Source organism: Streptomyces sp. NPDC007264 (assembly GCF_042869095.1).
Lineage (GTDB): Bacteria > Actinomycetota > Actinomycetes > Streptomycetales > Streptomycetaceae > Streptomyces.
On the sequence record NZ_JBIAFD010000002.1, the window covers coordinates 170118 to 183289 of the forward strand.

At 72.9% G+C, this 13172-nt stretch carries 9 protein-coding genes; 5 read left to right on the top strand and 4 right to left on the bottom strand.

Translation table 11 applies throughout. The features are described 5' to 3' along the window. Window positions 1-67: 67 nt before the first annotated feature. On the bottom strand, window positions 68-1807 hold the full coding sequence (gcl, locus tag ACFYMU_RS03500; protein WP_388367239.1) for a glyoxylate carboligase: 1740 nt from the start codon (window positions 1805-1807) through the stop codon (window positions 68-70). A 233-nt stretch (window positions 1808-2040) separates the two neighbouring features. On the opposite strand from gcl, the gene ACFYMU_RS03505 reads away from it, so the two are divergent. Then, complete coding sequence (locus ACFYMU_RS03505) at window positions 2041-2760, top strand: hypothetical protein (RefSeq protein ID WP_388367240.1); 720 nt, start codon at window positions 2041-2043, stop codon at window positions 2758-2760. Window positions 2761-2789: 29 nt separating this feature from the next. Here the strand turns inward: ACFYMU_RS03505 and ACFYMU_RS03510 are convergent, their stop codons facing one another. Together ACFYMU_RS03510 and ACFYMU_RS03515 are read right to left on the bottom strand one after the other, a co-directional pair. Then, on the bottom strand, window positions 2790-4403 hold the full coding sequence (locus ACFYMU_RS03510; RefSeq protein ID WP_388367242.1) for an AMP-binding protein: 1614 nt from the start codon (window positions 4401-4403) through the stop codon (window positions 2790-2792). Then, entirely contained in the window at window positions 4400-6088 is a 1689-nt protein-coding gene (locus ACFYMU_RS03515; protein WP_388367244.1) for an AMP-binding protein, read from the bottom strand. Before ACFYMU_RS03515 ends, ACFYMU_RS03510 begins: the two co-directional genes overlap by 4 nt. 101 nt (window positions 6089-6189) lie before the next feature. On the opposite strand from ACFYMU_RS03515, the gene ACFYMU_RS03520 reads away from it, so the two are divergent. From ACFYMU_RS03520 to ACFYMU_RS03535, 4 genes are all read left to right on the top strand, one after another. Next, window positions 6190-7023: a LuxR C-terminal-related transcriptional regulator gene (locus ACFYMU_RS03520; RefSeq protein ID WP_388367246.1), complete on the top strand. Its 834-nt coding sequence runs from the start codon at window positions 6190-6192 to the stop codon at window positions 7021-7023. Between the two features lie 225 nt (window positions 7024-7248). Continuing rightward, window positions 7249-10059, top strand: a complete 2811-nt coding sequence (locus tag ACFYMU_RS03525) for an AAA family ATPase (protein WP_388367248.1) — start codon at window positions 7249-7251, stop codon at window positions 10057-10059. A gap of 216 nt (window positions 10060-10275) precedes the next feature. Continuing rightward, window positions 10276-11067: a S1 family peptidase gene (locus ACFYMU_RS03530; protein WP_388367250.1), complete on the top strand. Its 792-nt coding sequence runs from the start codon at window positions 10276-10278 to the stop codon at window positions 11065-11067. A gap of 196 nt (window positions 11068-11263) precedes the next feature. Further along, window positions 11264-11911 carry a LysE family translocator gene (locus ACFYMU_RS03535; protein ID WP_388367251.1) on the top strand — a complete coding sequence of 216 codons (648 nt, stop codon included), beginning with the start codon at window positions 11264-11266 and terminating at the stop codon, window positions 11909-11911. Window positions 11912-11962: 51 nt separating this feature from the next. On the opposite strand, the gene ACFYMU_RS03540 is transcribed toward ACFYMU_RS03535, so the two are convergent. Beyond that, window positions 11963-13048, bottom strand: a complete 1086-nt coding sequence (locus tag ACFYMU_RS03540) for a winged helix DNA-binding domain-containing protein (RefSeq protein WP_388367253.1) — start codon at window positions 13046-13048, stop codon at window positions 11963-11965. Window positions 13049-13172 lie beyond the last annotated feature (124 nt).

Sequence of the window (13172 nt, forward strand, 5' to 3'; positions counted from 1 at the left end):
CGCGCGGCCCGTCGGCGGCGCGGGGGCGCCTGCCCGGGTTAGGTCCCCGCCGCTGCCCCGGCGACCGCTAGGCGCTCTCCCCGAATTCGACGACGTCGCCGATGTCGTTGGTGGTCGACATGGGGATGTCGGTGACGCGCTCCAGGATCGCCTCCACGACGACCGGTACGCGGAACTCGGCGGCGAGCTTCGCGGCCTGCTCGAAGGCGGCGCCCAGTTCGCCGGGGTCGGTCACCCGGATCGCCTTGCAGCCCAGGCCCTCGGCGACCTTCACGTGGTCGACGCCGTAGACGCCCAGCTCCGGGGAGTTGATGTTCTCAAACTCCAGATCGACCTGGAAGTCCATGTCGAAGGCGCGCTGTGCCTGGCGGATCAGGCCCAGGTAGGCGTTGTTCACCAGGACGTGGACGTAGGGGATCCGGTGCTGGGCGCCGACGGCGAGTTCCTCGATCATGAACTGGAAGTCGTAGTCGCCGGACAGGGCGACGACCGACGCCTCCGGGTCGGCCGTGGCCACGCCGAGGGCGGCCGGGACGGTCCAGCCGAGGGGCCCCGCCTGGCCGCAGTTGATCCAGTGGCGTGGCCTGAAGACGTGCAGCGTCTGGGCGCCGGCGATCTGGGAGAGGCCGATCGCGGAGACGTAGCGGGTGCCGGGTCCGAACGCCTTGTTCATCTCCTCGTAGACGCGCTGCGGTTTGATCGGGACGTCGTCGAAGTGTGTACGGCGCCCGAGGCGGGCCTTCCGCTCCTGCGCGGCGGCGGCCCAGCCGGAGCGGTCGGGCAGCACGCCCGCGGCCCTGGCCTCCCGTGCCACCTCGACGAACAGCTCCAGAGCCGCCTTCGCGTCGGAGGTGATGCCGTAGTCGGGGGCGAAGATCCTGCCGATCTGGGTGGGTTCGATGTCGACGTGGACGAAGGTCCGGCCCTTCGTGTAGACGTCGAGCCTGCCGGTGTGCCGGTTGGCCCAGCGGTTGCCGATGCCGAGGACGAAGTCGGACTCCAGGAAGGTCGCGTTGCCGTAGCGGTGCGAGGTCTGCAGGCCGACCATGCCGGCGTTGAGCGGGTGGTCGTCGGGGAGGGCGCCCCAGCCCATGAGGGTCGGCACCACGGGAGTGCCCGTCAGCTCGACGAACTCGGCCAGCAGGTCGCAGGCGTCGGCGTTGACGACGCCGCCGCCGGCGACGATCAGCGGACGCGCGCAGGAGGTGAGGAGCGCGAACGCCTTCTCGATCTGGGCCCGGGTCGCGGCCGGCTTGTGGACGGGGAGCGGCTCGTACGTCTCCGGGTCGAACTCGATCTCGGTGAGCTGGACGTCGACGGGCAGGTCGACGAGGACGGGGCCGGGACGGCCGGAGCGCATCAGGTGGAACGCCTGCTGGAAGGTGCCGGGAACCTGCGCGGCCTCGAGGACGGTGACGGCCGACTTCGTGACCGGCCGCGCGATCGAGGCGATGTCGACCGCCTGGAAGTCCTCCTTGTGGAGGGCCCCGGTCGGGGCCTGCCCGGTGATGCAGAGGATGGGGATCGAGTCACCGGTCGCGGAGTACAGGCCGGTGATCATGTCGGTGCCGCCCGGGCCGGAAGTGCCGATGCACACGCCGATGTTGCCGTGGCGCGTACGGGTATAGCCCTCGGCCATGTGGGAGGCGCCCTCGACATGGCGGGCGAGTGTGTGGTGGATACCGCCGGACGCCTTCAGCGCCGCGTAGAACGGGTTGATCGCGGCGCCCGGGACGCCGAACGCGTGGGTGACGCCCTCGCGTTTGAGGATCTCGACTGCGGCGCGGGCTGCGGTCGTACGAGCCATGGGGACTCCTGCTTCGGCCGTCGGATGCGCGCTCCCGTCGCGCCCCACGGTGAGCACACATTATTCCGTATAGTGGAATTTGATTTCTACTATCTGGAAGCAATGTAAGTCGGGGTGTGGCGAGCGTCAAGACGGCCCCACACCGGGGTCCGCGCTGGACCAAGCGGCGGACACGAGGCGGTCGCCGGGGGCACCATGGGACCCCGTCCCGATGCGACGCCTTGGAGTGGGCCATGCCCGAGAGCGTGCCGGTGCGCTGTCCGGTCTGCCGCCGGGAGCACCTCTTCACCGCGCCGTCCTACCCCTGCGCCTGCGGCGCCCCGGTCGCCCCGCCGCTGGACCGCCGCTCGGCACCCTCCGTCGTCACCCACCGCACCTGGGACGACGACTGGACCGCGGTCCGCTGCGCGGCCTGCGGTCGCGAGGACCTGTGGCCGCAGCCGGAGGTGAGCTGCCCCTGCGGGACGATCCTGCGGGTTCCGGTCAGTGGGGCGGTGCGACCTCCGGGCCCGTCGGTTCCGGCGGGCGAGGGCGGCCCGCCGCCCGGCCGCGACGAGGGCCCTGTACCGCCGTGGACCGCCTTCCGGCCCGTCGCCGTACGCACCGCGCGGGACGCCGTCACCGCGGCCGCGCTCTGTCTGCACCGGCTCGGCCACCGCGACATCCGGCGTGCCGACCAGCGGCAGCCGAAGGGGATCGGCCTCGCGGGGCGCGGCATCCTGGCGCAGGTGGACCCGACGGCGGCACCGGCCTCGGCGCGGGACGTGGAATGCCTGTGGCTCACCGCCCTGTCGGAGTCCGCGCGCTCCGTGTACTTCTCGCTCTCGGGCTACGCCGACGACGCCCTCCGGATCGCCGACCGCCTCGGTGTGCCGCTCTTCGTCCTCGGTCCGAGCGGCACACCGCGACCGGTCAACGGCCCGGCCGACGAACTGGTCGCCGACCGGGCCTGAACCGCCTCCGCACGCGCCGCTCCCGCGCCTCACTCCTGCGCGGCGTACGTCTCCCGCAGCTCGATCTTGCGCACCTTGCCCGAGACCGTCATCGGGAAGGAGTCGAGGATCCGCAGCCTGCTCGGGATCTTGTAGTGCGCGAGCCGTTCCTCGCAGAAGGCCCGCAGTTCCTCCAGCGTCAGCGGGTCGGCGGGATCACGCGGGATCACGCAGGCGAGCACCTCCTCGCCGTACCGCTCGTGCGGAATCCCGACCACCTGGACGTCGGCGATCTTCGGATGCGCGTACAGGAACTCCTCGATCTCGCGCGGATAGACGTTCTCACCCCCGCGGATGATCATGTCCTTGATCCGGCCGACGATCTCGACGTAGCCGTCCTCGTGCATCGTCGCCAGGTCGCCGGTGTGCATCCAGCGGCCGGGGTCCACGGCCTCCGCGGTCTTCTCGGGCTCGTTCCAGTAGCCCAGCATGACGCTGTAGCCGCGGGTGCACAGCTCCCCCGCCGAGCCGCGCGGCAGGGTCACCCCGGTCGCCGGGTCGACGATCTTGACCTCGATGTGCGGGAGGACCCGGCCCACGGTCGCGGTGCGGTGCTCCAGGTCGTCGTCCATCCGCGTCTGCAGGGACACCGGCGAGGTCTCGGTCATGCCGTAGCAGATGGACACCTCCTCCATGTGCATCTCGGCGACCACCCGCTTCATCACCTCGACCGGGCAGGGCGAGCCCGCCATGATGCCGGTCCGCAGGGACGACAGGTCGTACGCGGCGAAGTCGGGCAGGTTCAGCTCGGCGATGAACATCGTCGGCACGCCGTACAGGGACGTGCAGCGCTCCTGCTGCACCGCCCGCAGCGTGGCCGCCGGCTCGAAGGACGGCGCCGGGATGACGATGCAGGCGCCGTGCGAGGTGGCGCCGAGGTTGCCCATCACCATGCCGAAGCAGTGGTAGAAGGGCACGGGCAGGCACACCCGGTCCTGCTCGGTGTAGCCGACGGTGCGGCCCACCCAGTAGCCGTTGTTCAGGATGTTGTGGTGCGAGAGCGTGGCGCCCTTGGGGAAGCCGGTGGTGCCCGAGGTGTACTGGATGTTGACCGGGTCGTCGCAACTCAACTCGGCGGCGATGGACGCCAGTTGCTCGCGCGGCACCGAGGCGGCGCCCGCCGTGAGCGCGTCCCAGGACGGGTCCCCGATGTAGACCGTCTCGCGCAGTTCGGGACAGCGGCCGCGGACCTCGTCCACGAGGGCGCGGTAGTCGCTCGTCTTGTGCGCGAGGGAGGCGATCAGGAGCGAGATCCCGGCCTGCCCCAGCACGTACTCCAGCTCGTGGGAGCGGTAGGCGGGGTTGATGTTCACCATGATCACGCCGAGGCGGGCCGTGGCGTACTGGACGAGCACCCACTCCGGGCAGTTGATCGCCCAGATGCCGACCCGGTCGCCCTTGCGCACACCCTTGGCGAGCAGTCCCAGCGCCACCTCGTCCACGGCGGCGCCGAACTCGGCGTACGTCCAGCGGCGCCCGGACGGCACGTCCACCAGCGCGTCGCGGTCGGGGTACGCGGCGATCGCACGGTCGAGGTTGGCGCCGATGGTGTCGCCGAGCAGCGGCGTCGTGCCGGTCCCGTGCGTGTACGACAGTTCGGTCATCGGAAGTCCTCCTCGCGGTACTCGTTCTGGGAGCCGGCGGCCGTGGCCTCGCGCAGCTCGATCCGGCGGATCTTGCCGGAGACGGTCTTGGGCAGGTCGGCGAACTCCAGCCGGCGGATGCGCTTGTAGGGGGCCAGCACCTCGCGGGAGTGCTCGAAGAGGACCTTCGCGGTGTCCGGACCGGGTTCCCAGCCCGCGGCGAGCACGATGTACGCCTTCGGGACGGCGAGGCGCAGCTCGTCCGGGGCGGGCACCACGGCCGCCTCGGCCACCGCCTCGTGTTCCAGGAGGGCGCTCTCCAGCTCGAAGGGGGAGATCTTGTAGTCGGATGCCTTGAAGACGTCGTCGGCCCGCCCGACGTAGGTGATGTACCCGTCCTCGTCCCGTGCGCCGATGTCGCCCGTCCGGTAGTAGCCGCCCGCCATGGCCTCGGCCGTGCGGTCGGGGTCGCCGTGGTAGCCGGTCATCAGGCCGACGGGCTGCGCGGACAGGTCCAGGGAGATCTCGCCCTCCGCCGCGCCCGGCGCCCCGGTCACCGGGTCGAGCAGTTCGACCCGGAAGCCCGGGCTGGGGCGGCCCATCGAGCCGGTCTTCAGCCGCTGACCGGGGCTGTTGGAGACCTGCACGGCGGTCTCCGTCTGTCCGAAGCCGTCCCGGATGGTCACCCCCCAGGCCCGTCGCACCTGCTCGATGACCTCGGGGTTGAGCGGCTCGCCGGCGGCGACCGCCTCACGCGGGGGCGTGCGCAGCCGGCTCAGGTCGGCCTGGATGAGCATGCGCCACACGGTCGGCGGGGCGCAGAAGGTGGTCACGCCCGCGCGGTCCATCTCGGCCATCAGCCGGGGGGCGTCGAAGCGGGTGTAGTTGTGCAGGAACACGGTCGCCTCCGCGTTCCACGGGGCGAACAGGTTCGACCAGGCGTGCTTCGCCCAGCCGGGCGAGGAGATGTTCAGGTGCACGTCCCCGGGCTTGAGGCCGATCCAGTACATCGTCGCCAGGTGGCCGATCGGGTACGAGACATGGGTGTGCTCGACCAGCTTCGGGCGTGCGGTGGTGCCCGAGGTGAAGTAGAGCATCAGCGGGTCGTCGGCGTGCGTGGGCCCGTCCGGCACGAAGGCCGCCTCGGCCGTGTACGCGTCCTCGTAGGCATGCCAGCCCTCGGGCGCGCCCCCGACCGCGATCCGGGTGTAGTCCCCCGGCACGTCGTCGAACTTGGCGGCGTCCCCTGAACGCACGACGACATGGCGGACCCGGCCCCGGTCGACGCGGTCGGACAGGTCGGCGGGGCCGAGCAGCGGGGTGGCCGGGATGACGACCGCGCGCAGCTTCATCGCGGCCAGCGCGGTCTCCCACAGCTCGGCCTGGTTGCCGAGCATGACCAGGATGCGGTCCTCGGCCCGCACCCCCCACGCGCGCAGCCGGTTGGCGACCCGGTTCGAGCGCTCGGACATCTCGGCGAAGGACAGCCGGGTGGTGGCGCCGTCCTCCTCCACGATGTGCAGCGCGGTGCGGTCGTTGCCCTCTGCGATGACGTCGAACCAGTCGAGCGCCCAGTTGAAGTACGCCGGACGCGGCCAGCGGAAGCCCTCGTACGCCGTGGCATAGTCTTCCCGGTGCGCCAGCAGGAAGTCCCGCGCGGTCCGGAACGCGTCCGTCGCGTCGATGGCATCGGTGTTCGCCGTCATGTGTCCTCCTCATTGCCGGACAGCCGTCGGACATCGTGTAATCCCTGATGAAGGTCTCACCACCCCCGAACGGGGGTACGCCGCGACGAAGGGGCGAGGACGTGGCAGCTGACGCAGCCGAGGTGGTGGAGGTGCGGGGCGCGCTGGTGCGGCTGCGGCGTGCGACGGGGCTGCCGGTCGCCTTCGGCGGTCTGGTGGAGGCCGGGCGGCCGCAGATTCGCATCAGCGAACTGAGCGGCAATGCGACGACGGCGCTCCGGTCGCTCGCCGTCGTCTCCGGCAACGGCCTCGGCGGGAAGGTGGCGGCGCTGGCCCGGCCGTGCGCGGTCACGGACTACTCCGCCTCACGGCAGATCAGCCACGAGTACGACGTGGCGGTGGCGACCGAGGGCCTGCGGTCGGTGCTGGCGGTGCCGGTCGTCGTCCGCCGCCGGGTGCGCGGCGTGCTGTACGGGGCCCTGCGGACGGCCCAGCAGCTGGGCGACCGCACGCTGGCCGCGGCCGTGGAGGCGGCGCGGGACGTGGAGCAGGCCCTGGTGGCCCGGGACGAGGCGCGTGCCCTGCTGACGGCGGTGCGGGAGCCCGCCCCGGAAGGCGCGGCGTGGGAGCAGGTCCGCGAGGCACACGGCACGCTGCGGACCCTGGCCCAGCGGGTCGAGGACCCGGTGCTGCGGGCCGAGATCCTCCAGGTGTGCGGGCGGCTGGCCGGGGCCACGTCCGCCGGCCCCTCCGCACGGGCCGTGGAGCTGTCGCCGCGGGAGGTGGACGTCCTGTCGTGCGTGGCGGTGGGCTCGACCAATGCGGCGACCGCGGACCTCCTGGGGCTGCGCCCGGAGACCGTGAAGGGGTATCTGCGGTCGGCCATGCGGAAACTGGGCGCGCACACGAGGTGGGAGGCGGTGGTCGCGGCCCGGCGGGCCGGGGCGCTGCCGTAGCGCCCTGGCGCGCGGGCGCTCCGTGCCGCACGGCTTCCGGCGGATTGGCCCCCACCCGCCCTTTTTGCACTCTCTCCGGCGGCCGGTTCGTCCGGTATTCGTGACCCCCGCGAATTCCCCGGCGACGATGGCGTGTTATATCGCTCACCACGTCGTCTGTCCGAAATTCAATGAGTGGTTGCCTAATATTGGCCGGGAGGCGACACACGGACCACGAGGGGAGCGGTGACCGTGCGACGGGACTTCAGGGAGCCTGCCAGACCCCGCTCCGACGTGGTCATCGGCCGGGAGGAGCTGATGGCCGGGGCCCGCGCGCAGCTCGTCGGCGGGGGCAGTGTCCTGGTGCACGGCCCGGCCGGAATCGGAAAGTCGACCGTGCTGCGGGCGCTGGCCGCGGAATGCGCCGAAGGCGTGCGCACCGTGCTGCGCTGCTCGGCGACCGAGTCCGAATCCCATCTTCCCTTCCTGGCCCTGGCCGACCTCCTGGGGCTCGTCGTGGACGAGGTCGCCTCCCAGTTGCCCACCCCGCAGCGCACCGCCCTGGAGTCCGCGCTGACCGGCCGCGGCGAGTCCACGCTGCAGCGGGACGGTCTCGCCCTGCGTCTCGCGGTGCTGTCGACGCTGCGCGCGCTCGCCGCCCGCGGGCCCGTCCTGATCGTCGCCGACGACCTCCAGTGGCTGGATCCGGCCAGCACCGAACTCCTGGGCTTCGCCGCGCGCCGCCTCGGCGACACGCCGGTGCGGATGCTGTGCGCGGTGCGCACGCAGACCGAGCCGCACGGTCAGGAACACGACCGCTATCTGCGCGCGGCCCCGCCCGACACGCTCGCGGTCAGGGTCAACCCCTTCTCGCGCGCCCAGGTCGCCCAGCTCCTCGACCACCGCGGCTACACCGACCTGCCCCGCTCCACCGTCCGGGACATCCACCGCACCAGCGGCGGCAACCCGCTGTTCGCGCTGGAACTGGGCCGTGCCCTGTTCGAGAGCACGACCCCGCCGAGCCCCGGCGAACCGCTGCCCGTGCCGACCTCGCTGCGCACCCTGGTCCTCAACCGGCTGGGGGCACTGTCCCCGGAGGCCCGCCGCACACTGCTGGTGGCCAGCGCGGGGGCGCGCCCCACCCCGGCCCTGCTGCGCGCGGCGGGCCGCGAGAACGCGGAGGCGGAGACCGCGCAGGCCGCCGCGCTCGGCCTGCTGGTGACGGAGCGGGACGCACCGGTCGTACGGTTCGCCCACCCCCTGATATCGGCCGCGCTGTACGCGGAGGCGAGCGCCCAGGAGCGGCGGGCCGCGCACGCCGCGCTGTCGACGGCGGCCTCCGATCCGATCGAGCGGGCCCGGCACCTGGCGCTCGCCACCACCGGCAGGGATCCGCAGGTGGCCGACCGCCTCGGTGAGGCCGCCGCCGCGGCCCGCGACCGGGGCGCGCCGTCGGTGGCGGCGGAGCTCGGGCTGCTCGCGGCCCGGCACACCCCGGTGGACGCGGTACCGGGTCCCCACGAGCGGCGGCTGCAGGCGGCCGCGGACGCGCTCACCGCCGGGGAGACCGACTTCGCCCGGGACATCGCCCACGAGGTGCTGGACCACGCGACCGATCCCTCGGACCGGGTGCGGGCCTGGATGATCGTCATCGACGCCGCCGGGCACGCCATGGCCGAGGTCGACGCCGTCTTCCCGCAGGCGCTGGCCGACGCGGGCGACGACCCCGGGCTGCTCACCCTGGTGCACTACCAACTCGCCTGGCGGGCGGTGCTCGTGGAGGGCGACTTCGACCGGGCCCGGGAGGAGGGCGCGCTCGCCGCCGACCTGGCGGCCCGGGCCGGCGACCGGCGCAACGAACTGCTGGCCCTGGCCTTCCAGGCGCAGACGGAGACGCTGATGGGGCATCCGAACGCGCCCGCCACCATCAAGCGCGCGCTGAAGGAGCCGCAGGACCCCCGGGTGGCGTGCGACCACAACGGCGCGGGGGCCGTACGGTTCCGCTGGCTGATCATGAGCGACCAACTGGGCGAGGCGCGCAAGACGATCAGCGCATTGCTGCGCGAGGTGCGGCGGCGCGGGATGGTCGAGGCCGAGGTGCACTTCCTGCGGGGCCTCGCCGAGACCGAACTGCGCGCCGGGCACTGCGGGCGCGCGCTCGACCTGGCCCGGGAGAGCCTGCGGCTGGCCCGCGACACCGGGATCGGGGAGGCCGCGAGCGCCATGCTCACCTCGCTCGCGGAGGCCGCGGGCGGCGAGGTGGACCGGGCGCTGGCCCTTGCGCGGGAGGCCGTGGCGCGCGCCGAGGAGGACGGCGACGTGCTGTACCTGTCGCGGGCGCTGGCCGCGCTGGGCCACGCCGAACTGGTGGCCGGGGACGCGTCCGGAACGGTGCGATCCCTGCGCCGGGTACGCGAGTTGGAGGCGGGGCTCGGGATCGTCGACCCGGCCCGGGGGCGCTGGCACGGCGACCTGGCCGAGGCGCTGGTCGCCGTCGGGGAGCCGGCCGAGGCGCAGGACGTCATCGACGACACCCGCACCCGGGCGCTGCGGCTCGGGCGTGAGAGCGTACTGGCGGTGCTGGACCGGGCCGAGGCGCTGGTGCGCGCCGCGCGCGGTGAGACCGACACGGCCGCACGGCAGTTGGCGTCGGCTCAGGACCGGCTGGCGAAACTGGGCTACGGCCTGGAGGAGGCGCGGGCGGCGTACGCGCTGGCGGGTCTTCGTACCCAACGGCCGGGACCGACTTCGTACGACGAGGCGGCGCGTCTGTTCCGCCGCTGCCGCGCGATGCCGTGGCTGCGCCAGGTGGAGACGGCGATGGTCACGGGTCCGGCCCGGCCGTCGCTGGCCGGGGCCGCGCTCGACATCCTCGCCGCGACCGAGCGTCAGGTGGCCGCGCTGGTCATGGAGGGCGCGACGAACCGGGAGATCGCGGCACGCCTGTTCATCAGCGTGAAGACCGTGGAGGCCACGCTGACCCGGGTCTACCGCAAGCTGGGGATCCGGTCGCGGGTGGACATCGTGCGGCTGGCCGCGGGGCACCGCTCCGGCTGAACCACCGCCCCGGGCCTGCCGTGGGGTGGGTTTACGCGCGCAGACCGAGGGTTATCCCTGCCCAACTGCGCTAGGGGGTTCCCTCATTGGGGGAGAGCCCGCCCTGCTTCTAGCGTAAGGGGCGTGCCGCTCGCCGGACACATGGGGGTCGGTCCCGCGACCCCCATGCACCACCCCCCACCCTGCGAACCCCCCACCGGCAACCCGAGGAGACTCATGTTCGGGCTCAACCGCGCCAAGAAAGCCGCTGCCGCCCTCGTGGCCACCGCAGCCGCCGCGACGACCGTGCTGCTGGGTGCCCCCGGCGCCGTCGCCGCGCCCCAGCCGATCGTCGGCGGCACGACCACCACGACGACCGCGTACCCGTTCATGATGCAGATCACGGACGCCTCCGGTTTCCAGTTCTGCGGCGGCACCCTGGTCGCGCCCAAGAAGGTCGTCACCGCGGCGCACTGCATGGTCGGCGAGACCACCAGCAGCGTCCGTGTGGTCGGCGGCCGCACCTACCGGAACGGCACGAACGGCACGGTCAGCAAGGTCAGCAAGATATGGATCAACCCGAGCTACACGGACGCCACCAACGGTGACGACGTGGCCGTGCTGACCCTGTCCACGTCCATGCCGTACACCACGGCGTCGTACGTCTCGTCCTCCCAGACGGGCGTGTACGCGGCCGGCACCACCGCCCGGATCATCGGCTGGGGTACCACCTCCGCGGGCGGCAGCTCCTCCAACCAGCTGCGCACCGCCACCGTGCCGACCGTGTCGGACTCCAGCTGCGCGAGCTCGTACGGCTCGGACTTCATCGCGAGCGACATGGTGTGCGCCGGCTACTCCTCCGGCGGTGTGGACACCTGCCAGGGTGACAGCGGCGGTCCCCTGCTCATCGGGGGCGTCCTGGCGGGCATCACGTCGTGGGGCAACGGCTGCGCCGAGGCCGGTTACCCGGGTGTCTACACCCGGCTGACCACCTTCTCGAACCTGGTGACGGCCCAGGTCAACTCGTAACACCCTGCAAGCTCCTGAGTCATCCCTCAGGTAGATACCGGGGGGCGTTGCGGGCCTCCACGAGCGGCCCGCAACGCCCCCTTTCCACTGCCCGCTCCCCCTCCCCCGGCTCCACCGGAACGAACGAGTCGCCGCAGGTGCATGGCCCCGCCCCGGCGGGGCCTGTTTCCATGGACGTCGGAGGGAAGTGATGAGCATGGTGTCCACGGACCGACTCCTGGCCTTCGCCGCGATGTCCCTGCTGGTGATCGTGATCCCGGGGCCGAGCGTCCTGTTCGTGATCGGCCGCGCCCTGGCCCACGGCCGCCGCACCGCCGTGGCGACCGCCCTCGGCAACGTCGTCGGCTCCTACCTCCTGGTGGTGGCGGTCGCGGTGGGCGTCGGGTCGCTGGTGGAGCGCTCGGTGGCCCTCTACCTGGCGGTGAAACTGGCGGGCGCCGTGTATCTGGTCTTCCTGGGCGTGCAGGCGTTCCGGCACCGCGGGCGGCTGAGGGCGTCGGCGATCCGCGCGGAGCCCGCGGGCCCCGCGCGCGGTGATCTGCGCACGGTCCTGGACGGCGTCCTGGTCGGCGCCACCAACCCGAAGGGCGTCGTGTTCTTCGCCGCCGTGCTCCCCCAGTTCGTGAACCACTCGACGGGTCATGTGCCGCTGCAAATGCTCGCGCTGGGGCTGGTCCCGATCGCGATCGGCCTGATCACGGACACCATGTGGGGGCTGACCGCGTCCGCGGCGCGCGCCTGGTTCGCCCGCTCGGACCGCCGTCTGTCACTGATCGGCGGCGCGGGCGGGTTCACGATGATCGGGCTGGGGCTGACCGTGGCGGTGACGGGACGGGCGGACTGAGCCGCGGGCACCGCGCGACGGCCGGTGCCCCGCTGCACGGCGGCCGGGACGTCACGGTCGCACCACGGCCCCGAAACGGATGTCGTACGCGGCCCCCGGATGCAGCGTCGCGAGCATCCGCTCCCCCTCCTCCCGCACCTCGTCGCGCTGCGCCCGCGTCAGGGCGCCGAACGGCTCGATGACGAGCGCGTCGTCCGTCTGCTTCCACACCCCCGCGAGGAACCCGTCGACGAGCAGCGTGCGCTGGGCCTGATTGCCCACCCAGGTGCGGCCCTTGAGGGCGGGGGGCACGAGCCGGGTGCGGTCGGCGTGGGAGAGGAGCAGGTTGTCGAACTCGGGCAGGAAACGCGGCGGGGCCGGGGTGTCCGGGTCGGGCCGGGGCGCGTCGGGGAGGTCGAAGAGCTCGGCGCCGTCCGGGGCGCGGAAGGTGACAAGCCGTGGCCGCAGGCGTTCGAAGGCGTCGCGCAGCCGGGTCAGACCGGCCCAGGTCTGCATGTCCTTGACGGAGGCGGGCCCGAACGCGGCGAGGTAGCGCAGGACCGTGGCGTCCGGGGCGGGGGCCGGCCCGGCGGGGCGGCCGAGCCAGTGCTCGGCGGTGGTGAGCGCGACCGCGCCGCTTCGGCCCCACAGGCCCCGCGGGGTGACCTGTACGAGGGGCAGCAGGCAGCGGGCGGCGACGGCGAGGGCCTGGGGATCGGCGTCCGGCCACTCGGCGAGCAGGGCCTCGCGCAGCTGCTTCATGGTGCGGGGTGCGGCCTCGACGAGTTCGCGGGCGAGCTCGGTGAGACGATCCAGGCAGACTCCGGCGAGGCCCTTGCGGAAGGCGGTGAGCTCGCGGTCGCGGGCGGGCTGCACCAGCGGGCGCAGCGTGAGGCAGTCGTCGGCGGTGTGGGTGTGGAGGGTGGAGCGCAGGGTGACGATGCGGACCGTCTCGCGGTCGGCCATGAGCCGCGAGAGGTGTTCGGGGACGAAGCCCTCCAGGCGGGCGGCGAGCGCGTAGTACGGGGGCTTGACGTTCTGCGCCTGGAGCCCGACGAGATGCTCGACGGCCGCCTTGGCGGACAGCGGCGAGCGGCGCAGCAGGAGCTGACGGCCGAGGGTGGCGCGGTTGAGGGCGCGAAGGCTCGTCTTCGTCATACCGGCACGCTAGACCCGCTTGCGGACGGGCGCTGTCCGCAATCCCGCACTCCCCGACCGGCCCCGGGAGGGCACTCCGCGCACCCGCGTCGTTTGCCCCGTATATCCTGCCCCGTGCTCACAC

Excerpts from the sequence above, each read along its gene's own strand:
- gcl (WP_388367239.1), bottom strand. The coding sequence starts at position 1,807 with ATGGCTCGTACGACCGCAGCCCGCGCCGCAGTCGAGATCCTCAAACGC.
- ACFYMU_RS03505 (WP_388367240.1), top strand. The coding sequence starts at position 2,041 with ATGCCCGAGAGCGTGCCGGTGCGCTGTCCGGTCTGCCGCCGGGAGCAC.
- ACFYMU_RS03510 (WP_388367242.1), bottom strand. The coding sequence starts at position 4,403 with ATGACCGAACTGTCGTACACGCACGGGACCGGCACGACGCCGCTGCTC.
- ACFYMU_RS03515 (WP_388367244.1), bottom strand. The coding sequence starts at position 6,088 with ATGACGGCGAACACCGATGCCATCGACGCGACGGACGCGTTCCGGACC.
- ACFYMU_RS03530 (WP_388367250.1), top strand. The coding sequence starts at position 10,276 with ATGTTCGGGCTCAACCGCGCCAAGAAAGCCGCTGCCGCCCTCGTGGCC.
- ACFYMU_RS03535 (WP_388367251.1), top strand. The coding sequence starts at position 11,264 with ATGGTGTCCACGGACCGACTCCTGGCCTTCGCCGCGATGTCCCTGCTG.
- ACFYMU_RS03540 (WP_388367253.1), bottom strand. The coding sequence starts at position 13,048 with ATGACGAAGACGAGCCTTCGCGCCCTCAACCGCGCCACCCTCGGCCGT.